This window comes from Nostoc sp. CALU 1950 (genome assembly GCF_051172895.1).
GTDB classification, from domain to species: domain Bacteria; phylum Cyanobacteriota; class Cyanobacteriia; order Cyanobacteriales; family Nostocaceae; genus Nostoc; species Nostoc edaphicum_A.
This window is the reverse complement of the sequence record NZ_JBDNJQ010000018.1, coordinates 22,024-48,447: the sequence shown is the minus strand read 5'-3', so window position 1 is coordinate 48,447 and position 26,424 is coordinate 22,024. Positions and strand designations below refer to the sequence as shown.

The window sequence follows — 26,424 nt, the reverse complement described above, 5'->3', positions numbered from 1 at the left end:
CATAGTTCAGTAAGAGAAGAGAGATGAAAAGCACCCAAGGAAAAATCAACGAGCTGCTGACTGAGACAGGATGCGAACATAATCAGCACAAACAAGCGGAAAAGAAAAACAAATCATGCGCTCAACAGGCACAACCTGGCGCGGCTCAAGGGGGCTGTGCCTTTGATGGTGCAATGATTGCTCTAGTGCCGATCGCAGATGCTGCTCATTTAGTCCACGGGCCGATCGCCTGTGCTGGTAATTCCTGGGGCAGTCGTGGTAGTCTGTCGTCTGGCCCGCAACTCTACAAAATGGGCTTTACGACTGACTTGGGTGAAAATGATGTCATCTTCGGCGGCGAAAAGAAACTCTACAAAGCAATTTTGGAACTTCACGAGCGCTACCAACCAGCAGCAGTATTCGTCTATGCCACTTGCGTTACAGCCCTAATTGGCGACGATATGGATGCTGTGTGCAAAGCTGCGGCTGAGAAAATTGGTACTCCTGTTGTTCCCGTCATTGCTCCAGGATTCATTGGCAGTAAAAATCTCGGCAACCGTTTTGGCGGTGAATCTTTATTAGAATATGTTGTCGGAACAGCAGAACCGGAACATACAACGCCCTATGATATTAACTTAATCGGTGAATACAACATCGCCGGTGAAATGTGGGGAGTAACACCACTGCTAGAAAAATTAGGCATCCGTATTTTGTCTAAAATTACGGGCGATGCTCGCTACAATGAAATTCGCTACGCCCACCGCGCCAAGCTCAACGTCATGATCTGCTCACGAGCGCTGCTGAATATGGCGAGAAAGATGGAGGAGCGTTACAACATCCCTTACATTGAAGAGTCTTTCTACGGCATCGATGATATGAATCGCTGTCTGCGAAACATCGCCGCTAAATTAGGCGACGCTGATTTGCAGGAGCGCACAGAAAAGCTAATTGCAGAAGAAACGGCTGCTTTAGATTTGGCATTGGCTCCTTATCGCGCTCGACTCAAAGGTAAGCGAGTTGTTTTGTATACTGGTGGTGTCAAGAGTTGGTCGATTATCTCGGCTGCTAGGGACTTAGGTATTGAAGTTGTTGCTACCAGTACTCGGAAAAGTACTGAAGAAGATAAAGCCAAAATTAAGAAGTTGATTGGCAACGATGGCATCATGCTGGAGAAAGGCAACGCTCAAGAATTGCTACAACTGGTTAAAGACACTCGCGCAGATATGCTGATTGCTGGTGGACGTAACCAATACACAGCTTTGAAAGCTCGAATTCCTTTCCTTGATATCAACCAAGAACGCCACCATCCTTATGCAGGTTATGTGGGAATGATTGAGATGGCGCGGGAACTGTACGAAGCTTTATATAGCCCGATTTGGGAACAAATACGCAAACCGGCTCCTTGGGAAGAAGAGGAGGAAGTTTAAATGGCGATCGTTACCGCTTCTAACAAAGCACTGACAGTTAATCCCCTCAAGCAGAGTCAAGCTTTGGGCGCAACCTTAGCCTTTTTGGGATTGAAAGGGACAATGCCCTTATTCCACGGTTCTCAAGGTTGTACTGCTTTCGCCAAAGTTGTCCTAGTGCGGCATTTCCGGGAAGCGATTCCCCTAGCTACCACAGCGATGACGGAAGTTACTACAATCTTGGGTGGTGAAGAGAATGTGGAGCAAGCAATTCTGACTCTGGTGGAAAAAGCTAATCCAGAAATTATTGGTTTATGTACTACTGGGTTAACGGAAACTAGAGGAGATGACATCGAGGGATTTCTTAAGGAAATCCGCGATCGCCATCCCGAATTGAATGATTTAGCGATCGTTTTTGCACCTACCCCAGATTTTAAAGGTGCGTTGCAAGATGGCTTTGCTGTTGCTGTCGAAAGCATAGTTAAGGAAATTCCTCGCGCCGGTGGACTCAGAACTGAACAAGTCACAATTTTGGCGGGTTCTGCTTTCACACCTGGGGATGTACAGGAAATCAAAGAGATAGTCACGTCTTTTGGATTAGTGCCGATCTTTGTACCTGACCTTGGCGCTTCTCTAGATGGTCATTTAGAGGATAATTATAGTGCGGTTACAGTCAGTGGAACTACCTTAAAACAGCTACGAGAAGTAGGTAGTTCTGCCTTTACCCTGGCATTGGGTGAAAGTATGCGGGGGGCTGCGAAGATTCTGGAAGAACGCTTTGGCACACCTTACGAAGTGTTTGGCGAACTGACGGGATTAGAACCAGTAGATGAATTTATCCAAGCATTGGCGATTCTGAGCGGTAACAGCGTACCCGAAAAATACCGCCGCCAACGTCGTCAGTTGCAAGATGCGATGTTGGACACTCATTTTTACTTCGGTGCAAAACGAGTTTCCTTAGCACTGGAACCAGATTTGTTGTGGTCAACCGTGCATTTCTTGCAATCGATGGGAGCGCAAATTCATGCAGTGGTGACAACCACGCGATCGCACCTCTTAGAAAAACTCCCGGTTAAAAGTATCACCATCGGCGACTTAGAAGACTTTGAGAGTCTAGCGGGCGGTTCTGATTTGCTGATTGGTAACTCGAATGTGGGTGCGATCGCAAAACGCCTCTCAATTCCTCTTTATCGTTTAGGATTGCCCATTTATGACCGCTTAGGTAATGGTCAATTTACTAAAGTTGGCTATCGAGGCACGATGGAGCTTTTATTTGGCATCGGCAACCTATTTTTAGAGGCAGAAGAAGCGAGAGTTAAACAGTTCCAAGAGTTCGGAACTGTGAGCGCTGAGTTTTGAATTCTTCTTCAAGAATTCAGGAGTCAGAATTCAGAATTCAGAATACAACCACTAATACCAATTCTTCCTTTGTGTCCTTTGCGGTTCGTTCCTCATATAATTTGGCGCATCTTAAACAGAATTGGTCTAAATATGCAGATTTACTTCTGCCAGTCGAACTTTAATTATTCCTGAATTCTGACTCCTGACTCCTGAATCCCTTCTTCCCAATTCAAAATTCAAAACTTTAGAGAGGAGAATTACAATGAAAATAGCCTTCACGACGAGCGACCGAGTTCATATTAACGCCCACTTCGGATGGGCAAAAATGATTGATGTTTACGAAATTACCGATGAGGGATATCACTTCGTAGAAACCCTCACCTTTGAAGGCGAACTCAAAGAAGATGGTAACGAAGACAAAATCACCCCAAAACTTGAAGCAATAGGCGACTGTACGATTGTTTACGTAACAGCAATTGGTGGTAGTGCCGCCGCTCGGTTAATCAAGAAAGGTGTCACCCCAGTGAAGGCGCGATCAGAAGAAGAAGAAATTAGCGAAGTGCTAAATAAGTTAGTGAAAACCCTCAAAGGTAATCCTCCACCTTGGTTGCGTAAAGCTTTACAGCCAAAAACCACAAACTTTGCCGATGAAATTGAAGACGAAGCAACAGTATGACCACAAATAATAGTGTTAACGGAACTGCTACAACTGAAGTCTTGAACTCACCTTTTCTGAAGGTATTAATTAAACAAATCCGTGGTCAAGACAGTTATGGAGTTTATCGCAGTTGGTCGGATGAATTAATTCTCAAACCCTTTATTGTCACCAAACAAAAGAAACGAGAAATCTCCGTTGAGGGAGAAGTTGATCCGATCACACAAGCACGAATTATGGCATTTTTTCGGGCTGTAGCTGCTGGAATTGAACAAGAAACAGGTTTGATATCCCAGGTTGTAGTTGATTTGAGCCATGAAGGATTTGGCTGGGCGCTAGTTTTTTCTGGCCGTCTTTTGCTAGCTGTAAAAACCTTGCGAGATGCTCATCGCTTTGGCTTTGACTCAGTAGAGAAATTAGCAGAAGAAGGAGAAAACTACGTCAAAAAAGGTCTTGACTTGGCGAAACGCTTTCCTGAAGTTGGCAAAATTTAAGGAGTTGGGAGTTAGGAGTTAGGAGGGAGTAGTTAAATTAAGTTTTAACTGATAATTCATAATTGACAGTTCTTAATTTATAACTCATAACTTATAACTCCTAACTTTTAGAAAAGGAGTGGCTGATTGTGCAAGCAGAAGACACGAGTATTGAGGAACTACAAGGGCAAATCAGACGGCTGAACAGCAAAGCAGGTCAAATGAAAATGGATCTGCATGATTTAGCTGAAGGTCTGCCAACAGATTACAAACAACTAATGGATGTTGCCGCTGCAACTTATGAAATCTATCGCCAGTTAGATGAACTTAAGCAACATCTGAAACAATTGGAGAATGCTAAATGACTGGAACTATTGATGAATTCAAGAAGCTCGTAGATGCAGAAGAATTTTTTCAATTCTTTAATATGTCCTACGACTTAGAAGTTGTGAATGTGCATCGTCTACATATTCTGAAAAAGTTTTCTCAACACATGCAGGAAATTGATGATAATTCTCCTGACTTGAGTCAAGAAGAGAAATTAAATCAATATTCTTTGGCTTTGCAAAAAGCTTATCAGTTATTTATCGAATCGACAGCTTACGAACAAAAGCTGTTCAAAGTATTTAACGACAAGCCGAAAAATGTAGTCACACTGACAGAAATCACTTCTGATTAGGAGGTATAAATTGGTTAACCTGACGCCTACCGAATTAGAACGCTATCGTCGCCAAATGATGCTTCCGAATTTTGGCGAAACAGCACAGAAACGCCTGAAGTCAGCGACAGTTTTGGTTACAGGTGTGGGGGGATTAGGCGGTACGGCGGCGCTTTACTTAGCAGTAGCAGGCGTTGGGCGGCTAATCTTAGTCCGGGGTGGTGACTTGCGGCTAGATGATATGAATCGTCAGGTTCTCATGACTGATGATTGGGTAGGTAAGCCAAGGGTATTCAAAGCTAAAGAAACTCTGGATGCGATTAATCCTGATGTCCAAGTGGAAATTGTTCATGATTACATCACCCCGGAAAATGTAGATTCGTTAGTGCAGTCGGCTGATATGGCTCTTGATTGCGCCCACAACTTTACAGAGCGCAATTTGTTAAATGAAGCCTGTGTGCGATCGCGTAAGCCAATGGTGGAAGCTGCAATGAACGGGATGGAGGCTTACCTAACAACGATTATTCCTGGTGTGACTCCTTGTTTATCTTGTTTGTTTCCAGAAAAGCCTGAGTGGGATCAGCGCGGCTTTTCAGTTCTAGGCGCTGTCTCTGGAACACTAGCTTGTTTAACAGCACTGGAAGCTATCAAGCTGATCACCGGGTTTAGTCAGCCTCTATTATCGCAATTGCTGACAATCGACCTAAATCGGATGGAATTTGCTAAACGCCGTTCTCACCGCGATCGCTCTTGTCCAGTATGCGGCAATAGTGCGCCTTGGAGACACGCACAAGCTAATTCGATGGAACCCACAGGTATTGCACAGAATAGTTAATTTTGTCATTGGTCATTAGTGAATAACAAAAGACAAATGACGAAGGACAACTGACAAATGACAATCCCCACCTGAAATCAGAACAACTAATCGCTACAAATCAGGAGACTTAATGGCCGTTATTTTATCAGAAAAAGCAGAATTTCATCTGCGGGCATTCCTCAAAGGTTCCGCACCCGATGCTAATGGCGCAACTAAAGGTGTCCGCATCTCTGTAAAAGATGGTGGTTGCAGTGGCTACGAATATGCGATCGATATCACCAGCAAGCCCCAACCAGATGATTTAGTAAGCCAGCAAGGCAAAGTGCTGGTTTACGTTGATGCCAAAAGTGCGCCCTTATTAGACGGAGTTATTGTTGACTTCGTTGAGGGAGTGATGGAAAGCGGTTTTAAATTCATCAACCCCAATGCAACTGATACCTGCGGTTGTGGAAAGTCCTTCAAAACAGACGACGGTACGCCTACTGGTGTACCTTGCAGCTAACATCATTCCGTTAGTGCTAGGTCAGTTATAGAGGCTTCTCATAGACGCACTCCGCAGAGTTTAAATGCCTTTGAGGTAGTTTCTAGTTCGCGTTGCATTCCTTATTCCTATAGAGAAGCCGACTAAACTTTGCATCTCTGTAAGAAGAAAAGAAGCAAAAAGTAGGATAGGTTGCTCAAAAACTTCAGAAATTAGACCAACTGTATAACGTTTGAGGAGAATCGGAAAATGGCTTCCTACCAAGTTAGATTAATCAACAAAAAAGAAGACATCGACACCACAATTGAAGTTGACGAAGAGACGACAATCTTGGAAGCAGCAGAAGAGAATGGTATTGAGTTGCCCTTTTCATGTCATGCAGGTTCCTGCTCTAGCTGTGTTGGTAAAGTTGTCGAAGGTGAAGTTAATCAAGACGATCAAAACTTTTTAGATGATGATCAGGTTTCTAAAGGATACGCTCTACTTTGTGTAACTTATCCTCGTTCTAATTGCACAATCAAAACACATCAAGAAGCGTATCTCGTATAAAGTATTACTTTGGTTGCTGCCTTTAGCGACCAAAGAAAAATGAAGGATGAAGGATGAAAATATACTTCCTTCTTCCCTTCACAATTCCTAATTTATAATTAAAATGTTTACTCGCTTTAGTGTAACTGGCTGTTCATTAGAATTATTGAGAATAGGAGAGCAAGGAATCGTCACTTTCTGTAAAAGTCAGGATAAAAAAATCTTAAGACAACTTATATCAATGGGAATAATATCAGGGGCTACTATCACGTTAAAACAAAACTTACCCTCTTTGATTATCACAATTGGAAACACAGATTTGGCACTAGATATAGGAAGCGTTCGCGCCATTTACGTTCGTATTTTTGATAATACAATTAATTAACATTTGGATATGAAAAATAGAGTGGCTTACTTTACAAGCCACTCTATTTTTCAATCAACAGCAACTATTACATCTGATGCTTTAATTACGGCATAAGCTTGTTTCCCTTCTGCAAGCCCTAGCTTTTCTGCCGATGATTTTGTGATGATTGACACTAGCTCTACTCCTGGTGCTAGTTCTAAAGTTATCTCAGTATTAACTGAACCATGTACAACTTTTTTCACAGTACCCTTAAGAGAATTACGAGCGCTAATTTCCATGTTTTTACTTACCAAATTTAACTATTTTTACTTTAGTAAAATAGCAAGCTTTGATTTTAAAACTAGCTTTCTTTAAGATATCTTAATATTTTTGAAATAATTATCATTTATCTAATGGTGTTACCTCTACTTGACGAGTATTACAAAAATGCGTGGTCATTTACTGCAAAGCATAAAATAAAACAATTTAAACAAAACTAATATTGATGGATCTTATTATCAATATTAGTATAGCTGTTATTATTATGATTCAGTTCCTAGGAAACAAATTTTAGAAGCGATGGATACAAGCGATCGCTCTCTTATAATTGATACTATAGCTAGTCTCCAATAATCAGACAAAGTAATTATTTCTCGATTATGCAAATCTGTTAATATAAAAATTAACAAGTAAATATCCTTAGCAATAATTAACACAAGGATTGCTCGATGTCGCTATCTGAATTTGCAATTGTAGAAAGTACTCTCCGTGAAGGTGAACAATTTATAAAAGCCAATTTTTCCTCAGATGATAAAGTCGAAATTGCTGAGGCGCTTGGTGCATTTGGAGTTGAATATATAGAGCTAACTTCACCAATTGCTTCACCTCAATCTAGACAAGACTGTGAACGATTGGCTGGGTTAGGATTACCTTCCAAAATCTTAACTCACATTCGCTGTCACTTAGAAGATGCTAAAGTTGCTTTAGCTACAGGTGTAGCTGGGATTAATTTAACTATAGGTAGTTCTTCTTTGATGCGTCAGTTCAGTCATGGTAAAAATATTAATCAAATTATTGATTTAGCATCGGAAGTCTTAACTTTTATTCATCAGCAAGCTCCCAATATTGAGTTACGTTTTTCTGCTGAGGATTCGTCACGCACTTCCACAGAAGATTTAATAAAAATTTACTCGGCGATTGAGAAATTAGGAGTTGTCAAACGCATAGGAATTGCCGATACAGTAGGAATTAGTACCCCAATGCAAGTATTTGAATTAGTGAAGACTTTGCGCCAGTTCACCAATTTAGATATTGAGTTTCATGGTCATAATGATACAGAATGTGCAAATGCTAACAGTTATACAGCACTGGAAGCAGGAGCGACTCATATCGATACTTGTGTGCTTGGTATTGGTGAACGCAATGGTATTACCTCACTAGCCGGATTTATCGCTAGGTTATATGCTACAAATCCGGAGCAGATTAAGTGTAAATATCGCTTGGAAGAACTGGCTTACTTGCATGAATTAGTTGCGAGAAAAGTTGGAATTTCTATTCCTTTTAATCACTGTATTTTTGGGGAGAGTGCTTTTAGTCATAAAGCTGGTATTCATACTAAAGCTATGCTCAATAGTTCTGAGACTTATGAAGCTATTAACCCCCGGAGTTTTGGTGTAACTCGCTCAATTTTAATCAATCATAAATTAGCTGGTAAACAAGCGATTAATCACCGAGCTAATGAATTAGGACTTTCCTTTAATTTATCCCAGCTTAAAGATATTACTCATAGGTTGAAAGCTTTAGCTGATAAACAAAGTCTTACCATCGAAGATGTAGACAATATTTTATATTCTTATCATTGCCAGTAAATTTTAAAATATACGCACTTAATCTCCAAGTGCAGATCCCCGACTTCTTCAAGAAGTCGGGGATCTAAATCCATCTATATCTGCTATTAATCTATCTTATGGAAGAAAACTGTAAAAATTACTGCTTTTCCATTATTTTTCAAGCTTTTTTAAGAAGAATGTTTGCTGTTCTTTATAAATGATTCATAATTTAAACTTATAAAATTGATAGCATATATCTAAGTTAAAAGGATTTAAATAACATTTTTGCAAAAATGGTGAGCAATGCTCACCATTCTATTTGCCAAGCAAATTTATATTAGTAAAAAAATTAACTGAGCGAGTAGTTATGAATCGAACCAACAGTCAAAAAATGAGTGACGTAACAACCCAATGGCTAATAGCAAAAGGCTATAATCCTGGTGATTTAAATCAGACAGGTGAAAATGGCGATACAGCTTTGATGAAAGCTACAAGAGAAGGAGTTTATGTAGTCGTCAAAGAACTAATTGATGCAGGTGTGGATATCAATGCTCGAAATAGCGATCGCAACAACGCTTTGTGGTTTGCTTGTTTTGGTAATCACTACGATTTAATTAATTTGCTGCTGGCTGTCAACATTAACATCGATAACCAAAATGATAATGGTGCAACTGTTTTAATGTACGCAGCATCAGCCGGAAAGACAGAAGTCGTCAAGTTACTTTTACAACATCATCCTAATTTATATTTAAAAAACTTAGACGATTATAAAGCGATAGATTTTGCTAGCAATGTAGAAGTTTTAAGGATACTTAAAAATGCCATCAAGTCAGATATCGGGAAAAGCCTATCATGACGCTACCAAGCATTCTTACTTATCGGTACAACTTGATCCAAATTATGTAGATGCTTCAACACAGCCATCTTCATTTAAAGTTTATCCCAAGTTTTATCGGAGAGTGAAATTAAATCTCAATAATCCTGTTCATTCTTTTATCTCATTAACCAGTGCGATAACCCTGGAAAAAGTGTATAAAGATGGCCCTTATAAATTGCGGGTGAATCCATCAGCAGGCGCTCTGTATCCTACAGAAGTTTACGTACAGGTTCGCGGGATTGAGGGAATGGTAGATGGTATATACCATCTAGAAGTTGAGAATAATTGTCTAACTCTCATCTATGAATTAATTGATGATGGGTTAGAGAGTTATATTATACCGGGTAAAAGTATCAATGGATTCATCTTTTTAATTAGTTCTGTTTATTATAGGTCTAGCTGGAAATATCAAAATAGAAGCATAAGATATTGCTTATTAGATAGCGGACACCATTTAGGTGCAATCGCAGCTTCAGCTTTTCTCCACAACCGAAATATACAACTAGTTTTCGACTTTGATAAACTTTCGCTCAATTCAGATTTGGGATTTGAGAATAAAGAGTTTATCACTGCTTGTGTGGTGTCAGGAGAAGTACAAGACAAGAAAATCAGACACTTAAGGCTGAAAATTCCTTTTGTCTGTGGTACTGATTATTTTGAATCTAATCAATTTATTGAAGATGCCTATCAAGCAACTACTCTACAAAAGAGCCGCCAGCAAAAATTAGAGTATCCTCAATTTGATTTTGATCAGGATAAATTTCATCAAACTGTTTGGAATAGACGTTCTATTAGACGTTTCCGGAAAGAGCCTATTTCTCAAGAAGATTATTTATATATAGTGCAGCAACTTCAGCAGCAAATACCGACAGAAAATTATGAGGAAATAGAAATTTACTCAGTGGTGCATCGAGTAAATGGAATGACACCTGGGTTATATAAAGGAACAAATCTGATTAAGACAGGTAATTTTAGTGAAAAGACAGGTTACTTATGTATCAATCAGGCTATTGCTAAAGATGGCGCTGTAACTTTATTTTTTGTGTCAGATTATTTAAATTATCAAACTGCTATGCAAATAGCTGGTTTTCTCGGACAGAGACTTTATTTAACTAGTAATTATTTGGGAATTCAGTGTAGTGGAATTGGTGCTTATTATGATGACGAAACCCAAGAATTATTAGAGACAAATAAAGATGTACTTTATGGGATGGCAATTGGAATATAAGTAGGAAACTAAAGAGAGATGGCTAAAAAGATGTATTACTTTAATAGTGATGACTCACATCCTATGCAACCGACATCGGCAGATATTATACTGCGACAGCAATTAGAGGATTCTATTAGTAGATACTTTTATGACGCTTGCGATCGCACCATTCAAAATCTGCTGTCTGATTGTCGGTGGTATGTCACAACCCACGCCAATGCTCTGACATTGGTAATTGAATGTCCCGATCAAGTTATTAATTGGCGTGTTTTACAAAAAATTGTGCCAATGGGGACATTACTATATGGAATTGTTAACAGTGCAAAAATCCGTGTTTGTCCGCCAGAAAGTCAAGGTATACCTTTTGAAATGAGAGTAGATGAACTTTCTGTTTATCGGGATTGGGCATAAAAGATTGGAGAGACGCGATTAATCGCGTCTGTACAAGAGTTAGGAATTTTTACTTATTATTCTGGCTGATAAGTGCAGCTACCTCTTCAAAAACCAAATCAGCAGAATGTCTAATAGCAGGACTTAACTCTAGTCCAAAACCAAGATTTGCCGCCTCAATTAAATAAACTGTCACATCTTCGGGAAAGTCATTTTGAAAGATTTTCTTTCCAGCGGCTAAAGCATTATCCCAACGAAAATCGTGCAAGTTATAACTAGGTTCTGGCAAAGCTTCCAGTTCTTTTCCTGGAACTTTAAACACAGCGCCGGGTTCAGAACCAGTTGAACTTGCATCAATAATTACTAATTGTTTACTACCTCTAGCTTGAAACATTACTTCCATCCCTGCGGTGCCACAGTCATAAACTCGCACATGAGGATGAGGGTTTTCAGCTAGATATTTCTGTAAGCGTTGGGCGATGATTACGCCTACTGCGTCGTCACTGCGATTGAGATTTCCGCAACCAATAATAGTTAGCATAAGATGATATTTAATTATCTGTGTCATTACATTAAATCTATCTGCTACTACTTGAGCATTCGGCATTAATTATTCTATTAAGCTTTTATGCCCACGCTACAAATCTATACTTACTTCTTTTATAGGAATCCGCTTTGATTTCTGAACTAATTTGCGTAGGCAGGCAATAGGCAACAGTCAAGAAGGCTTCTTAGTTGTACTAAGTTTTTTCAGAAATCAAATATGAGTCCTATATTTGCTCTAATAGCTCAAGTCAAGGCAATATAAGCCCAAATTCAAATGGTGGTGCAGTTCTGAAAGTGTCACTCACAATACTCGCCTTTTGATGGAAGCAATGATACTATCTAGTTGTGTGAGGAGCAAGTTAAAAATAAAAAGCGTCTGGGGTGGAAACACGGCAACACTCCCAGGCGCTTTTTAATTGGTATAGAGGAAAAAGTCATTTCAATCGACTGACTTAACAAATTCAGTTCATCATCAAGATTGATCGACTAAAACAAGTAATGCAGCAAACCATACTTACTGATGGGTCGCACTGGGAAAATAGTGCAACTCATAACTCCTACTGAAGTGAAGCGATTAGTCAAGTCGCACCAAATTCAGTTTGTAAGGCTTCATCGTTATTATCTGCGATCGTTGCCACAACGGTAATTAGCCGAGACACTTCGCCAGGAGATAACTCGGCTAAGGTGCGTGTCGATATTACAACCACCCGATTTTCAATAATACCGAAACGCGCTTCAAAAGTACTAGAGCAGTTCAACTCCAAAAGATACCGCATCAACTTAGGTTCATTTTTGGCAGGTAAATTTAGCACCGCAGACCAAACCGTTATAGTGTCTTCATCGGTTGTCCCGTTGAGTTGGACAAATACTTGCACACTTCCGTACTTAAACTTCCAGAGATAACCAGCCTCTGGAGTGTGGCTAACCATTGCACTATCATCTTGTTCCAAAGAGTCGATGACATTTTCAATTACCTCCACATGGTTAATGGTTGTTGTCTCGGCGATTAAATCATTAACGGATTCGTTACTAGTTAGGGTTTCTGGGTAGCTTGTCATACAGATTTTTTTCTCAACATACTCGCTGTTTTATCTACACATACTTTATAACTTGTGGACGCAGTTGTAGGGGCAATTTATGAATTGCCCTTACTGATTCTTCCCGCCACCATCTGGTATGGTAACGGGAAGAACAAGAATTATTCTGAAAAAATAGATAACTATTGGCTCAACCTACGTCATCGTGGGCAAAGCGGTTAAAGAGAAAGTCTAAGGCATAGTTACGCAGTTGGTAGTATTGTGGATCTTCCATGATCCGGCTGCGATCGCGCGGACGAGAAAAAGGAATTTCCATAACTTCACCAATTTTCGCATGAGGGCCATTAGTCATCATTACCAATTTGTCCGCTAAAAATAGTGCCTCGTCGATGTCGTGGGTAATCATCAGCACTGTACAACGGTTATCACCCCAAATTTTCAGCAATTCTTCCTGTAATTCTTCTTTGGTAATGGCATCCAGCGCCCCAAAAGGTTCATCTAAAATTAAAACTTTGGGACGAATCGCCAAAGCACGGGCGATAGAAACCCGTTGTCTCATTCCACCGGACATTTGCATTGGTTTCTTTTCCATTGCATCAGCCAGTCCCACCATTGCTAAATGATCGCGGACGATCGCTCTTTTTTCGGCTTGTGGTTTGTTGGGATAAACGGCGTTGACAGCTAAGTAGATGTTTTCAAAAGCAGTTCGCCAAGGTAGTAAGGCATAGTTTTGGAAGACAACCATCCTGTCTGGGCCTGGTTTGGTGATTGGTTCTCCTTCTAGTAAAACTTGCCCGGAGGTGGGAAAGTTAAAACCGGATACCATATTTAGTAGTGTCGATTTGCCACAGCCGGAGTGGCCGATGACGCAAATAAACTCGCCTTGTTCGACGTTGAGGTTAACGCCGTCGAGTACGGTGAAGGGGCCTTTCTTTGTCGGGTAGACTTTGGTAACGTCTTTAATTTCTAGGAAAGGTTTGCGGCTGGTGCTTGCAGGGGGTAATGGTTTTCCTAGTGTGTTTGTAGCTGTTGAGTTGCGGTTTTGCATGGTATTTGGGGATTGGGTATTGGGTACTGGGTATTGGGTATTGGGGACTGGGTATTGGGGACTAGTCGCTGCAACCTAGAGGTTTCTTAATGAAGTTCAAAGACTAGTTAACGGAGATAAAAGGTGGATTCATCCAGTTCAAATACTCGTTAACGGAGATAAAAGGTGGATTCATCCAGTTCAGATACTCGTTAACGGAGATAAAAGGTGGATGCATCCAGTTCAAATACTCGTTGACGGAGATAAAAGGTTCGCTTGTGATGTGCTACTTCTTCCACTCCCTCTTTCTCTCACGATTTTTTTATGAAGCGAGTTTTCTTCTTGGCGCATCAAGAACAACTTCCGCGACTGAAAAATCACGTTTAATCTGCAAACTGTTGAGATAAGCGATCGGATCGTCGGCGTTAAAGGGAGTCCCATCGAACAGTTGGATCGGTTGGCGAATATAGCTAATATCCAAACCTAATTCTCGTGCGGCGGTGCTGAAAACCCTCACTCGACAAACCCGTTCCACAACTTCTACCCAATTTCTGGGGAAGGGAGTGTCACCCCAACGGGCCAATTGACTCATAATCCAAATTTGTTCGGTGCGACTGGGGCGATTAATGGCAGATTCAGAATAAAACTGATGATGGGCATAGTCTTGCAACGGATGATCTAAGTCACAGGTGAGATTATCTGGATCTTCGAGTTGAATGTATTCTAAATCAGTGCTGACGTAATCTCGCCCTGCTAAAATTTGGCGAATTTCTTGGGTATTTTCGGGATTTGCACAATACTGGCAAGCTTCTAACAAAGCTTTAGTCAAGGCGATATGTGTATTTGGATAATTTTCTGCCCAATCTTCCCGCACACCAAGAACTTTACCGGGGTGTCCCAACCAAACTTCTAAATCGGTAGCGATAGTAAAGCCGACATTTTCCACAGCCGCGCGGTAGTTCCAAGGTTCGCCTACGCAGTAACCATCAATGCTTCCAGTTTTTAGGTCGGCTACCATCTGCGCTGGCGGAATGGTTTTCATATCCACATCGCTATCGGGGTCAATTCCTCCAGCCGCTAGCCAGTAACGCAGCAGTAAGTTGTGCATCGATGCGGCATGTACTACTCCCATTGTGTGCCGTTGTTCGCGGGTGCGAAGCAGGTATCTTTTGAAATCTGATAAGGTTTGTACACCTTGTTCATAAAAGTGTTTTGCCAAGGTGATGGCGTTACCGTTGCGAGTCATGGTAAGCGCGGTGACAACGGGCAGAGGTTGGTTATTATGTCCTCCTAAAGTTAGCCACATCGGCATCCCCGAAGGCATTTGCGCCGCATCCAAGTAACCGCCACTGATGCCATCTTCTATACCCCGCCAGCTACTTTCCCGCACCAGGTTAACTTCATCTAAACCATGCTTGACAAAAAAGCCTTTTTCTTTAGCAACTGCTAAGGGGGCGCAAGCTGTCAGAGGTAAAAAGCCAATTTCTAGGTTAACTTTTTCTAATCCATGACGGGCAACGTCGGCAGTTTTCCGCGCCCGAATTTTCTTGATGCGTTTTTGCTGATTGAGGAAGTAAATCATCTCACTCCGCAAACTGTAGTAGCTGGGATGTTCTACTACTTCCATCCGCTTGCGGGGTCTGGGAATATCCACTTCTAAAATGTCGCCGATTTTAGATTCGGGGCCGTTAGTTAGCATCACGATTCTGTCAGATAACAGCACGGCTTCATCGACATCATGAGTAACCATCACAGCAGTGACTTCATTTTCTTCGCAGATTTGCATCAGTTGTTCTTGCAAATTGCCGCGTGTGAGTGCATCCAATGCACCAAATGGTTCATCTAGCAGCAGTAATTTGGGACGAATTGCTAAGGCGCGGGCGATCGCAACTCGCTGCTTTTGTCCACCTGATAACATTCCCGGCTGTTTGTCAGCATGGGGACGCAAACCCACCATATCAATATGTTTTTCGATAATAGCGTTGCGATCGGCTGCGGGTAAACCCTTCATTACCGAGTCCACAGCGAGGGCAATATTTTCTCTTACTGTCCGCCAAGGTAATAGCGAATAATTTTGGAACACCACCATCCTGTCTGGGCCGGGTTTGGTGATTTTTTGTCCTTCGAGAGTGACAATACCCTCAGTTGGCAAATCCAAACCTGCAATCATATTTAATAGAGTGGATTTACCGCAACCGGAGTGACCAATAAGAGAGACAAATTCTCCTTTTCTAATTTGAAGGTCGATTCCTTTAAGGGCGATATATTTGCCACCACCAGTTAATTCAAAAACTTTGTCAATTTGGTCAACAGCTACAAACATACTTATTTGTCCTTTGTCATTTGTCCTTTGTCATTTCTATTTCGCCATTAGTCCTTGGTATCTAGTCATTAGGTCGTGTTTTCAAACCTCTTTTTAAGCACCCTAGCCTTTGAAGATCCCCCCAACCCCCCTTAAAAAGGGGGGCTTTCAGAATTTCTTTTCCCCCCCTTTTTAAGGGGGGTTAGGGGGGATCTCCGAGTTTGAAAACAGTCATTAGTTCTTAGTTTTTTACAAATGACTAATGACCAATGACTAATGACGAATGACTATTTTTGCTCTGCTGGTAAAATCTTGTTTTGCAGCCAACCCATTGCTTTATCTAGCAGCAACCCAACAACGCCGATGTAAACTAGAGCTAAAATCACTTCGCTGACATTGTTATTTTGATAGGCGTCCCAGATAAAGAAGCCAATGCCGACAATACCGGACATGACGATTTCGGCGGCGATAATCGCTAACCAAGCTAAACCGATCGCAATTCTCAAGCCGGTAAAGATGTAGGGTAATGCCGCCGGAATCAAAATATTAGTGAAATATTCTTTGCGGCTAAGTTGCAGAACTTTGGCGACGTTGTTGTAATCTTGGGGAATTTGGGTAACGCCGACAGCAGTGTTAATTAAGATAGGCCAAATTGCAGTGATGAAAATTACGAATAAGGCTGCGGGTTCGTTTTGTCGTAAAGCTGCTAAAGAAATCGGAACCCAAGCTAGAGGTGGTACTGTCCGCAGTAGTTGAAAGATGGGGTCTAAAGCTTTGGACATGGTTTTATTCACCCCAATCAAAATGCCCAAGCCAATACCAACGATCGCAGCTAGAGTATAACTGATAGCAACCCGTTGTAGACTAGCGAGAATCTGCCAAAATAGACCTTTATCAATGCCACCTCGGTCATAAAATGGCCAGAGAATGAGTACCCAAGTATCTTGGATAACCTGTATTGGCCCTGGTAATGTGGCTCCCGGAGTCCAGGCGAAGAGTTGCCAGAGAATGAGGAAAATTGCGATCGCGATCGTTGGTGGTATAAGATCGGGAAATTGCTTTTTCAGGCTGGATATAAAGCTATTACTCAATCTAGGGTTTGCAGGGCGTTTTTGGGCGAGTGTCATGATGCTGTGTTCTCCTCAAATTTTATTTGTTATTTGTCCGTTGTAAATAATCGATATTTCTAGACGCGATGAATCGCGTCTCTACAAGAGAGGAATTGCATCTCTATTTTTTGATTTTGAGACTCTTGAGATATTCTTCTGGTTTTTCGGGGTCAAATTTGATGCCATCAAAAAACTCTTCTACGCCACGGGATGTATTTGTAGGAATATCAGCAGTAGCAATCCCAGCTTCTTTGGCAGCTTCTTTCCAAATATCTTCGCGGTTGACTTTGTTGATCAGTTCTTTCGCTTTAGCAGCATTATTGTCTAGGTAATCTTTTGGTAAAAATCCCCAGCGAACGTTTTCAACTATGAACCATAAATCATGACTCTTGTAGGGATAGGAAACACTACCTTTCTCATCTTTCCAGTAGTAAGCAGCCATTGATTTATCATCAATTTTACGACCATCACCCATGTCATATTTGCCTTGGTATGGATCTGCCAATATTTCAGGGGAAGAAAGATTGAAATAATTTCGTCCAGCCAGAATTTGAGCCGCTTCTTTGCGATTATCAAAATTATCTAGCCATTGTTGGGCTTCCATAATTCCTTTTAAAATTGCTTTGGTAGCCTTGGGATTTTTATCAACCCAATCGCCTCTCATGGCTAGATATTCTTCAGGATGATTCTTCCAAATTTCTGCGGTTAATGCTGCTACGTAGCCAATTTTGTCTTGCACCAGGCGATAAGGCCAGGGGTCGCCTGTACTAAAGGCATCCATCGTTCCTGTTTGCATGTTGGCCACAGTTTGCGCGGCTGGTACTGTGAGCAATTTGACATCTGCATCCGGGTCTAAGCCGCCTGCTGCTAACCAGTAGCGAATCCATAAATCTTGGTTAACGTGGGGAAAGGTGAATGCAGCAGTGAAGGGTGTTGAGGATTTTAATTCCGTGAATAGGGACTTAGCGCTGGCGAGTTGTAAACTAATACCTTTGCCTTGGTGCTTGTTTGCGATCGCAATTCCATTTCCATGTGTAATTAATTGACATAATACATACATGGGAATTTTTTGATTGCCCTTGGTAATTAAACCTTCTGTAATCAAATGTGGCATTGGCATCTGCCATTGACCGCCATCTATCCCACCACCGGCAGAACCAATTTCTACGTTATCTCTAGCCGCACCCCAAGAAGCTTGTTTGGAAAGGTCAACATTAGTCATCCCATACTTTGCAAAAAAGCCTTTTTCCTTGGCAATAATTAAAGGAGCCGCTTCTACAATGGGAATATATCCTAACTTGACTGTAGTAGTTTCTGGTGTTTGTTCGGGACTAATATTAGCAACCGTTTGAGCAGTTGGCTGTGCTTGAGTACTTCCACCAGTAAGGTTTTCAGGAGGATTACCCAAACAGCCTTTGAGGAATACAGCACCCGCAGATGCTCCGGCTGTGAAGATGAATTTGCGGCGAGAAATTTGATTAAAAAATTCTGTCATAAATATCTCCTGAAAATGTAAATGTTATTTTTTATAGCTATGACAATTTAGGCAAAAAACCTTATGTTTCTTGCATTATTAATGATTAATCAAGCTATATTTGACCAAGCGATCGCAGCCATTTCATCAATGAAATAGCTAGCTATATAAAAACTCGGTTAAATTATTGGCTCTGCTTTTCTAGTGTGATGCAGAGGTGTCATTCACCTTGTTGAAATTAGTTTACAGCCTTTGAAGCCGAAATTGTTAACTCGGAGTCTCGATTTATTAAACAAATATTAGATTGGATGTATAAGGAAAAATTTATCTATTATCCTTAACTATAGGAATAATTTTTAATATATCAACTTTTATTTATGAAGACTATTATGTTTACTTTATGATTTACTGTCTCGGTTTATTTTCTAACTTAATTTTAGTCGTAATGTGTCATATATAAGTTTTCATTTATCATCACTATTATGTTGAGACTATGATTTATCTAGCAATACTATTTGATTTGGAAACACCGAGAGGCTCAGATCCCCGACTTCTTCAAGAAGCCGGGGATCTTTTTGTTCGTAACTCCTATAAGCAAACAATTGTGAGTATTTTAAGTAGTATATTCGGCGTTAATCTTCACGTAGTCGTAACTCAAATCACAACCCCAAGCTTTACCCACGCCATAACCATTGCCAACGTTAACGGAGATTAACACCGTATCCTGTTGCAGATAAGCACCCAACGATGCTTTTTTCAAATAAGCACTTGCTGCTGCACGGTCAAATTGCAGAGGTTGTCCATTTTCTAACATTAAGAAATTTCCTAGCTTAATTTGCAGGTTTTCTTGTTCAAAGGGCACACCTGCACGTCCAGCAGCGGCGGCGATGCGTCCCCAATTTGGATCGCGTCCAAAGATTGCAGATTTAACTAAGGATGAACCGGCGATAGTTTTGGCTATTTGTCGGGCTGAGAGTTCGTCATGAGCGCCAGTCACTTCCACTTCAATGAGACAAGTTGCACCTTCACCATCACGAGCGATCGCTTTGGCTAAATGCTGGCAAACTGCTGTTAACATTGCCTCTAATTTCTCTGCTTCTGCGCCCCATTCTATAATTGCTGGGGTGCGGGATTGACCGTTTGCCAAGGCGATTAAGCTGTCGTTGGTGCTGGTATCACCATCCACGGTAATGGAATTAAAGCTTCTATCAGCTGCCCTTGCTAACATCTGTTGCCAAAGGTGAGGCGAAACTACAGCATCACAAGTAACAAATGCCAGCATGGTTGCCATGTTGGGGTGAATCATACCGGAACCTTTGGCAATGCCGCCAATTCGCACTGGGCGATCGATTATAGTTGTCTCTAAAGCAATAGATTTTGTTACCAAGTCTGTAGTGATAATCGCTCCGGCTGCGGCATCTGAGCCTGTTTCTGATAGTGCTGCTACTACTTTGGGAATCCCGCTTCGCAAAGCATCCATCTTAATTCTTTGACCAATCACGCCAGTGGAAGCCAATAACACAGATTCAGATGGGATGTTTAGTGCTTGACCTACTGCCAGAGCAGATTCTATGGTATCAAGGTTGCCTTGAGTTCCTGTAGCGGCGTTTGCTTGTCCAGCGTTGCAGAGGATGGCACGAGCGCTTTGTTTGGCTTGCAAACGTTGGCGACAATATTCTACGCAAGCAGCTTTCACTTGGCTGGTGGTGAATACACCCGCTGCGATCGCTTCCACATCTGAGAATATCAAAGCTAAATCTGGTAACCCCGAAGGTTTCAACCCTGCGGTAATTCCCGCCGCTTGATACCCCCTTGGTGCTGTGATGCCACCTGTTATTTCTTGCCAATCTGCCATTATTTTTCCTTATAACTATTAGGTTAAATATGTCAATTTGTGCTTAGAAAAGTTCTGAGGGCTGAGTTAGGAGTCAGGAGTTATAAGTTTTTCTATACTTCCCCTGCTTCCCAGTTTCCAGTCCCCAATCTCTTTTATTTGCTGATGGCAATAATAATGCACCAGTTGGCGATTGGCATAATTGTTTTTATCTTTCGTCATAAGAAAGGTCAAAGCAAAAAAGGAGAGCGACCTAAGTAGCTCTCTAGATCATCAAGGTGCATATAATTACTGCACTCTCTCATTTATCTTCTAAGGTTTAATACTTATTAATTGAGATTATTTCTAATAATCTTATGAGATTATCCCTAAATACTACAAACATAAAATAAAAAAGAGAGCCACTTAGGCAGCTCTCCAGATCATCAGGGTGCATCTACTTACCACAGCATATCATTTTACGTATGCGGGTTGTCACCAGCTTTTGTATGAAGATTTTGTAAAGAAGCACCGGGAAAATACTTACTTGGAAATTGGGTACAGCTGAAAAATCTACTGCAACTCCTCATCCAGCAATGTTCTGTCTTATTAGTTACGATGGGTAAATAAGTTCGTAGTAAGGACTTTAGTCCTAGATTTTTAAGCACTGAAGTGCTTACTACAAACTCATCATATTTAACTAAGTTTGGGGGTTTAAGTCCCCTGGATCTACAGGCACAACGTTTTGTGACGGGGATTTAGACCCCGACACAAAACGTAATTACGAATTACGAATTACGAATTCCGCCTTGCGGTACTAGGCATTCAGTTTCTTCTCGACCAATTCGTTAGTCAGCTTAGGATCGGCACGTTTGTCTGTCTTTTTCAGAACTTGTCCAACAAAGAAGCCTTTGAGGTTGGTGTTACCGTTGCGATACTTTTCTAGTTCTTTGGAATTGGCGGCTATAACTTCATCAACGATGGGTTCTAGTACACTAGGGTCGGTGATTAACTCAAGACCTGCAAAGGCTTTCTCAGGAGAAACACCACTGAGCAAATCTGGCAGCTTTTGTTTAGCTTGAGCATTGCTAATTTTGCCCGTTTCAATGCGAGTGATGATATCTGCTAAATTGATCGGAGTCAGGGCGATTTCAGTAATATTAAGTTTTTGCTTATTGAGGTGGGCTGCAATATCTTGAGTAATCCAGTTAGCAGCAGCTTTGGGATTTGCTCCAGATGCGATCGCAGTTTCAAAATATTCGGTTACTGGACGATCTTCTGTCAACACTCGCGCATCGTAAGTCGAAAGCCCCAACTCACTTTCATAATGATGGCGTTTTTGGGCTGGTAATTCTGGTAATTCGCTGCGCCATTGCTCTAATTGGGCATTTGTCACCTCAATTGGTGATAAATCTGGTTCGGGGAAGTAGCGATAATCGCTAGAACCTTCCTTCACCCGCATACTACTTGTGCGTTGAGCGCCTTCTTCCCACAGCCGAGTTTCTTGGATAATGCGATCGCCTGCTTCGATGGCGGCAATTTGGCGCTCAATTTCGTAATCAATCGCCCGTTGGATGGCGCTGAAGGAGTTCATGTTTTTAATTTCTACTTTGGTGCCAAACTCCTTTCGTCCCACTGGACGCACAGAAATGTTGACATCACAGCGCAGAGATCCTTCTTGCATATTGCCGTCACTGACGCCGAGATACCGCACAATCCGGCGTAATTCTTCAGCATATTCAGCAGCTTCTAGTCCAGAACGCAAATCCGGTTCCGAGACAATTTCTACTAACGGTATACCTGCGCGATTGTAGTCTACCAGAGAATAGGAAGAACCGGAGAGGCGATCGCTACCTGCGTGTACCAATTTCCCAGCATCTTCTTCCATGTGCAGACGCGTGATTCCAATGCGTTTGCGAGTTGGATTCCCCTCAGCATCTACCAACTCAATTTCTAACCAACCGTGTTCTGCGATCGGTAAATCGTATTGAGAAATTTGGTAATTTTTGGGTAAATCTGGATAAAAATACTGTTTCCGGTCAAACTTGCTATATTTAGCGATTTGACAATTAAGTGCCAAACCAGCTTTGACGGCGTATTCTAATACTTTTTCATTGAGTACAGGTAAAACCCCAGGCAAACCCATACAAACCGGGTCAATGTTAGTATTGGGGTCAGCACCGAATGCCGTAGAGCTATTAGAAAAAATCTTGGTGTTAGTACTTAGCTGACAATGGGTTTCTAGACCAATAATCGCTTCATACTCAGTTTTTACAGTCGTAGCAGTCGTCATAATATCACTATTTCGGCATAATCCTTCTTAGGGTACTATTGTAGCGGCGTATTGAGTTGCGCTGAAGACGGTTATTTGGGTGAGTAATGCTTACCCTGTTGAGCTTGAAAAAGAAGGTGCAAACCTAAAGTGAAGAAAATCTTGATTATTGGTTCTGGGGGTGCTGGTAAATCTACCCTAGCCCGCCAACTGGGAACCATTTTAGGCTTAGAAGTCATTCACTTGGATGCTTGGTTCTGGAATCCTGGTTAGATTGAGACTCCAAAAACTGAATGGCAAAGTATCATCCAAGACCTAACCTTGCGAGAATCTTGGATTATGGATGGTAACTATAGTGCTACTCTCGACATTCGTTTGTCGGTTGCAGACACGGTAATTTTTTTGGATTTTCCCCGGCTTTTATGTTTGTCGCGAGTGATTAAACGTCGCTTGATGTATGCTGGGAAATCCAGACCTGATATGGCATCAGATTGTCCTGAAAGATTGAATTGGGAATTTCTTAAATATATATGGTCATACCCAATTATTCGTCGTCCTGGAATTCTAGAAAAACTTAGTCAAGTAACACCAAACCGACAAGTTATTATTCTCTGCAAACCAACAGAAGTCAGAGAGTTTTTGCAAAATATTTCCCGCTATTAAGATTTACTAAATTGATTTTTATTAAAATTATCTGAAAAAATAGGGGAAGTAGATATTGTTACTTATCTACTAACTAACTACCAGTAAATAAGGTTAAATTACTATAATTAAGTATTAAACTAGCAAATTAGTTCAGGGAGTAACTAAGATTATGATTGATGTCAAAACAGCAGTAAATGCTGCATATCAATACATAAAATCCATACAAGACATGATGGGTTCTTCATTAGGAGATTTGAGACTTGAAGAAGTTGAACTTTCTGAGGATAAAAGCTTCTGGTTGATTACTTTAGGGTTTGATATTCCTAAAAAACCTCCTAAAAGCCGATTAGAAGACTTAATTCCTCCCTCTCTTGGTTCTACTCCCGTGCTGTATGAACGAGAATATAAACTTTTTAAAGTAAATTCTCAAACTGGCGAAGTAGAAGCAATGAAAATTAGACAAGTATGAAAGATTTGATTGCTTCCCTTATTCGTCGTTATTGCCAAAAAGGGGTTTTAATTGATACAAATATCCTGCTTCTCTTTTTAGTTGGGAGTGTTAATCAAGAACGAATAACTAGATTTAATCGAACCCAGCAATTTATACCAGAAGACTATGAGCTTCTACTAGCATTTATTGCACGCTTTCAAAAGCTTGTAACAACTCCGAATATTCTGACAGAAGTTAATAGCCTTGCAAATCAACTTGGTGAACCGGAACGTTCTCAATGCTTTGCAATATTTGCTCAATTTGTTAAAAATGTTGCTCTTTTGGATGAATACTACGTAAGTAGTTTAGATGCTGTTAATACTGAAAAATTTATCAAATTCGGACTTACTGACTGTGGAATCCTGACTTTATCTAAAGGGAAGTATCTTGTACTAACTGATGACTTCAAACTAGCAAGTTATCTTCAGAGTGTAGAAATTGACGTAGTTAACTTTAACAATATTCGTGTCTTTAACTGGAAGTAAAAATATGAAATTATTTTGGAAGCGTTAATTTCTATCATTTATATACGCAAATTAAAAAATGCCTGGGAGTGTTGCCGTGTTTCCACCCCAGGCATTTTTTATTCTTAACTTGCTCCTCACACACAAATAGAGAATATCACTACTTCTATCAAATAGCAAGTATATTGAGTGACACATCTAAAATCGTACAAACAATCCAATTTCTGACAAATTAAAAAGCGCTTGGGAGTGTTGCCGTGTTTCCACCCCAGGCGCTTTTTATTTTTAACTTGCTCCTCACACACGACTAAAATATATCACCACTCCTATGAAAGAGCAAGTATATTGTGTGACACTTTCAAAACCGCACACTTGATGGTCAATGATTTAGTGTAAAAAGTGACGTACACCAGTTAAAACCATCAGTAAACCTAGTTCGTTAGCAGCTTTGATTGAATCTTTATCGCGCAAACTTCCTCCTGGTTGGACGATGGCTGTAATTCCTGCGGCTGCGGCTGTTTTCACAGAATCATCGAAGGGGAAGAATCCATCGCTAGCTAGAGTTGCACCTTTGGCTTTTTCTTGAGCTTGTTCTAGGGCAATTTTAACTGAGCCGACACGGTTCATTTGACCAGCACCTACTCCTAGTGTAGTGCGATCGCTAGTCACAACAATGGCATTAGATTTAACGTGTTTGCAAACTTTCCACGCAAACAGTAATTCGGCTAATTCGCTGTCGGTGGGTTGACGTTCAGTCACTACTTGCCATTGACTGGTGTCAGCAATTATATCATCGCTAGTTTGGACAAGGAAACCACCTGCGATCGCTTTTACTGTATCCTTGGGGCCACTGCTCAAATCAGCTAGAGTCAAAATCCGCACGTTGGATTTTTTACCAAGGATTTCTTGAGCTTCGGCATCACAACTTGGTGCAACCACGCATTCTAAAAATGTTTTGGTTAACTCGCTAGCTGTCGCCGCATCAATGGGACGGTTGAGTGCCACAATTCCACCAAAGGCAGAGGTAGAATCAGCATTGAAAGCTTTTTGATAGGCTTCAAAAATACTGCTTCCTAGTGCCGTACCACAAGGATTTGTATGTTTGATAATCGTTGCGGCTGGGGTATCAGTGAACTCAGCAATAATTCGGCGTGCGGCTTCTAAATCAACTAAGTTATTGTAACTAAGTTCTTTGCCTTGGAGTTTTGTTGCAGCTGCCCATCCAGTTGGAGTAGTACCAGTTTGATACCAGGTGGCGGGTTGATGGGGATTCTCGCCGTAACGCAGAGATTGCAATTGTGTACCGCTAAGGGTGTATTGCTGTGCTTCTGCGAGATAAGATGCGATCGCTTGATCATAGCTAGCAGTGTGCGAAAATCCTTTTAATGCTGCCTTTTGGCGAAACTCTAGGGATGCTACGCCGTTATTTTGGCGCAATTCCTCCAAATACTCGTCATACTGTGCTGGTTCGCATAATACAGCAAGATGGGCGAAGTTTTTCGATGATGCCCGTAGCATTGCTGGCCCACCGATATCAATCTGTTCAACAGCTTCTAATAATGTTACCCCTGATTTAGCGATCGTTTCCTCAAAAGGATATAGATTCACCACCACTAAATCAATCGGGCGAATTTGGTTATTTTCTAAATCTGTAATATCTTCGGGAAAATCGCGCCGTGCCAAAATACCACCATGAATTCTGGGATGCAGCGTTTTGACTCGACCACCTAAAATTTCTGGAGAACCTGTGTAATCTGCAACTTTGGTGACAGGGAGTCCCGCATCTTTGAGGGCTTGGGCTGTTCCCCCACTGCTGATTAAATCAAAGTCGAATTCTTCAACCAAGCTACGGGCTAGGTCAATTATACCAGTTTTGTTAGATACACTCAGCAGGGCTAGACGCGCCATTAATCAATTCCTTAAAAGTAGGCTAGAAGCGAAGGATCTCAAGTTTTGCATAAGCCTTGCTTCACTTCAAGACCATGAGGATTGAAGGAGACAGGAGGAAAACTGCCTCCTGCCCCAATACTTGTCGGTTAAGGGGGAAAGGGGAAGGGGGAAAGGGGAAGGGGGAAAGGGAAATTAAAAACCTTTAACCCAAACCCAGTAACCCTTTCCCAAAACCAAACTTTGGGTTCAAAATGCTTAACCGACAAGTATTGCCTCCTGCCCTCTGCCTTCCTTGATAAGATTGACTCGTGTAATTTATATCCTTATACCAATTTGAAAAAAGAATGCAACAAATAGACCATTTG

28 protein-coding genes are annotated in these 26,424 nt (G+C 41.2%); 18 read left to right on the top strand and 10 right to left on the bottom strand.

Features of this window, described 5'->3' with window-relative positions; genetic code table 11:
• Window positions 1-23: 23 nt before the first annotated feature.
• The 10 genes from nifE to ABF638_RS07940 all read left to right on the top strand — a co-directional run bounded on the left by nifE (window position 24) and on the right by ABF638_RS07940 (window position 6,723).
• A complete protein-coding gene (nifE, locus tag ABF638_RS07985; RefSeq protein ID WP_435021755.1) occupies window positions 24-1,406 on the top strand; it encodes a nitrogenase iron-molybdenum cofactor biosynthesis protein NifE in 1,383 nt (460 codons plus the stop codon).
• Window positions 1,407-2,744 (top strand): nitrogenase iron-molybdenum cofactor biosynthesis protein NifN, encoded by a 1,338-nt coding sequence (nifN, locus tag ABF638_RS07980; protein WP_163926946.1) that lies wholly within the window; start codon window positions 1,407-1,409, stop codon window positions 2,742-2,744.
• Window positions 2,745-2,988: 244 nt separating this feature from the next.
• Window positions 2,989-3,402: a nitrogen fixation protein NifX gene (nifX, locus tag ABF638_RS07975; RefSeq protein WP_012407194.1), complete on the top strand. Its 414-nt coding sequence runs from the start codon at window positions 2,989-2,991 to the stop codon at window positions 3,400-3,402.
• Window positions 3,399-3,875, top strand: coding sequence for a NifX-associated nitrogen fixation protein (locus ABF638_RS07970; RefSeq protein WP_012407193.1), 477 nt, complete (start codon window positions 3,399-3,401; stop codon window positions 3,873-3,875). The genes nifX and ABF638_RS07970 overlap by 4 nt, the downstream gene beginning before the upstream one ends.
• 128 nt (window positions 3,876-4,003) lie before the next feature.
• On the top strand, window positions 4,004-4,219 hold the full coding sequence (locus tag ABF638_RS07965; RefSeq protein ID WP_099099960.1) for a CCE_0567 family metalloprotein: 216 nt from the start codon (window positions 4,004-4,006) through the stop codon (window positions 4,217-4,219).
• A complete protein-coding gene (gene nifW / locus ABF638_RS07960; protein WP_114083655.1) occupies window positions 4,216-4,533 on the top strand; it encodes a nitrogenase-stabilizing/protective protein NifW in 318 nt (105 codons plus the stop codon). Before ABF638_RS07965 ends, nifW begins: the two co-directional genes overlap by 4 nt.
• A 10-nt stretch (window positions 4,534-4,543) precedes the next feature.
• Window positions 4,544-5,347 (top strand): HesA/MoeB/ThiF family protein, encoded by an 804-nt coding sequence (locus ABF638_RS07955; RefSeq protein ID WP_435021751.1) that lies wholly within the window; start codon window positions 4,544-4,546, stop codon window positions 5,345-5,347.
• 112 nt (window positions 5,348-5,459) lie between these two features.
• On the top strand, window positions 5,460-5,831 hold the full coding sequence (locus ABF638_RS07950; RefSeq protein ID WP_094327427.1) for a HesB/IscA family protein: 372 nt from the start codon (window positions 5,460-5,462) through the stop codon (window positions 5,829-5,831).
• A 228-nt stretch (window positions 5,832-6,059) separates the two neighbouring features.
• A complete protein-coding gene (locus ABF638_RS07945) occupies window positions 6,060-6,359 on the top strand; it encodes a 2Fe-2S iron-sulfur cluster-binding protein (RefSeq protein ID WP_069069799.1) in 300 nt (99 codons plus the stop codon).
• Window positions 6,360-6,462: 103 nt separating this feature from the next.
• A complete protein-coding gene (locus tag ABF638_RS07940; protein ID WP_435021748.1) occupies window positions 6,463-6,723 on the top strand; it encodes a FeoA family protein in 261 nt (86 codons plus the stop codon).
• Between the two features lie 50 nt (window positions 6,724-6,773).
• Here the strand turns inward: ABF638_RS07940 and ABF638_RS07935 are convergent, their stop codons facing one another.
• A complete protein-coding gene (locus tag ABF638_RS07935) occupies window positions 6,774-6,983 on the bottom strand; it encodes a TOBE domain-containing protein (RefSeq protein ID WP_334696543.1) in 210 nt (69 codons plus the stop codon).
• Window positions 6,984-7,412: 429 nt separating this feature from the next.
• Here ABF638_RS07935 and lysS point away from each other — a divergent pair, with 429 nt between their 5' ends.
• The 4 genes from lysS (at window position 7,413) to ABF638_RS07915 (ending at window position 11,011) form a co-directional block, all read left to right on the top strand.
• Window positions 7,413-8,552, top strand: a complete 1,140-nt coding sequence (gene lysS / locus ABF638_RS07930; protein ID WP_435021745.1) for a homocitrate synthase — start codon at window positions 7,413-7,415, stop codon at window positions 8,550-8,552.
• Between the two features lie 328 nt (window positions 8,553-8,880).
• Complete coding sequence (locus tag ABF638_RS07925) at window positions 8,881-9,369, top strand: ankyrin repeat domain-containing protein (protein WP_435021743.1); 489 nt, start codon at window positions 8,881-8,883, stop codon at window positions 9,367-9,369.
• Window positions 9,332-10,618, top strand: a complete 1,287-nt coding sequence (locus tag ABF638_RS07920) for a SagB/ThcOx family dehydrogenase (protein WP_435021741.1) — start codon at window positions 9,332-9,334, stop codon at window positions 10,616-10,618. Before ABF638_RS07925 ends, ABF638_RS07920 begins: the two co-directional genes overlap by 38 nt.
• Window positions 10,619-10,636: 18 nt before the next feature.
• Window positions 10,637-11,011 carry a hypothetical protein gene (locus tag ABF638_RS07915; protein WP_435021739.1) on the top strand — a complete coding sequence of 125 codons (375 nt, stop codon included), beginning with the start codon at window positions 10,637-10,639 and terminating at the stop codon, window positions 11,009-11,011.
• 49 nt (window positions 11,012-11,060) lie between these two features.
• Here the strand turns inward: ABF638_RS07915 and ABF638_RS07910 are convergent, their stop codons facing one another.
• The 8 genes from ABF638_RS07910 to gatB form a co-directional block, all read right to left on the bottom strand.
• Window positions 11,061-11,531, bottom strand: coding sequence for a hydrogenase maturation protease (locus ABF638_RS07910; RefSeq protein ID WP_435021788.1), 471 nt, complete (start codon window positions 11,529-11,531; stop codon window positions 11,061-11,063).
• Window positions 11,532-12,114: 583 nt separating this feature from the next.
• Window positions 12,115-12,594: a YbjN domain-containing protein gene (locus ABF638_RS07905; RefSeq protein ID WP_435021737.1), complete on the bottom strand. Its 480-nt coding sequence runs from the start codon at window positions 12,592-12,594 to the stop codon at window positions 12,115-12,117.
• A 169-nt stretch (window positions 12,595-12,763) separates the two neighbouring features.
• Window positions 12,764-13,621 carry a nitrate ABC transporter ATP-binding protein gene (locus tag ABF638_RS07900; RefSeq protein ID WP_435021735.1) on the bottom strand — a complete coding sequence of 286 codons (858 nt, stop codon included), beginning with the start codon at window positions 13,619-13,621 and terminating at the stop codon, window positions 12,764-12,766.
• A gap of 301 nt (window positions 13,622-13,922) precedes the next feature.
• Entirely contained in the window at window positions 13,923-15,929 is a 2,007-nt protein-coding gene (locus ABF638_RS07895) for a nitrate ABC transporter ATP-binding protein (RefSeq protein WP_435021786.1), read from the bottom strand.
• Window positions 15,930-16,189: 260 nt separating this feature from the next.
• On the bottom strand, window positions 16,190-17,029 hold the full coding sequence (gene ntrB / locus ABF638_RS07890; protein ID WP_435021733.1) for a nitrate ABC transporter permease: 840 nt from the start codon (window positions 17,027-17,029) through the stop codon (window positions 16,190-16,192).
• Between the two features lie 103 nt (window positions 17,030-17,132).
• The gene (locus ABF638_RS07885) at window positions 17,133-18,506 is read right to left on the bottom strand and encodes a CmpA/NrtA family ABC transporter substrate-binding protein (RefSeq protein WP_435021731.1); all 1,374 of its coding nucleotides are present in this window, start codon (window positions 18,504-18,506) and stop codon (window positions 17,133-17,135) included.
• A gap of 592 nt (window positions 18,507-19,098) precedes the next feature.
• A complete protein-coding gene (argJ, locus tag ABF638_RS07880) occupies window positions 19,099-20,340 on the bottom strand; it encodes a bifunctional ornithine acetyltransferase/N-acetylglutamate synthase (RefSeq protein ID WP_435021729.1) in 1,242 nt (413 codons plus the stop codon).
• A gap of 775 nt (window positions 20,341-21,115) precedes the next feature.
• A complete protein-coding gene (gene gatB / locus ABF638_RS07875) occupies window positions 21,116-22,591 on the bottom strand; it encodes an Asp-tRNA(Asn)/Glu-tRNA(Gln) amidotransferase subunit GatB (protein WP_435021727.1) in 1,476 nt (491 codons plus the stop codon).
• 129 nt (window positions 22,592-22,720) lie between these two features.
• Between gatB and ABF638_RS07870 the strand changes: the two genes are divergently transcribed.
• From ABF638_RS07870 to ABF638_RS07855, 4 genes are all read left to right on the top strand, one after another.
• Complete coding sequence (locus tag ABF638_RS07870; protein WP_435021725.1) at window positions 22,721-22,843, top strand: hypothetical protein; 123 nt, start codon at window positions 22,721-22,723, stop codon at window positions 22,841-22,843.
• Window positions 22,844-22,909: 66 nt separating this feature from the next.
• Window positions 22,910-23,233 carry a hypothetical protein gene (locus ABF638_RS07865; RefSeq protein ID WP_435021723.1) on the top strand — a complete coding sequence of 108 codons (324 nt, stop codon included), beginning with the start codon at window positions 22,910-22,912 and terminating at the stop codon, window positions 23,231-23,233.
• A 151-nt stretch (window positions 23,234-23,384) separates the two neighbouring features.
• Window positions 23,385-23,684, top strand: coding sequence for a hypothetical protein (locus tag ABF638_RS07860; protein ID WP_435021721.1), 300 nt, complete (start codon window positions 23,385-23,387; stop codon window positions 23,682-23,684).
• Window positions 23,681-24,190 carry a PIN domain-containing protein gene (locus tag ABF638_RS07855; protein ID WP_435021719.1) on the top strand — a complete coding sequence of 170 codons (510 nt, stop codon included), beginning with the start codon at window positions 23,681-23,683 and terminating at the stop codon, window positions 24,188-24,190. The genes ABF638_RS07860 and ABF638_RS07855 overlap by 4 nt, the downstream gene beginning before the upstream one ends.
• A gap of 366 nt (window positions 24,191-24,556) precedes the next feature.
• Here ABF638_RS07855 and purH read toward each other — a convergent pair whose 3' ends face one another.
• Window positions 24,557-26,077 (bottom strand): bifunctional phosphoribosylaminoimidazolecarboxamide formyltransferase/IMP cyclohydrolase, encoded by a 1,521-nt coding sequence (gene purH, locus ABF638_RS07850; protein WP_435021717.1) that lies wholly within the window; start codon window positions 26,075-26,077, stop codon window positions 24,557-24,559.
• Window positions 26,078-26,424: the final 347 nt, after the last annotated feature.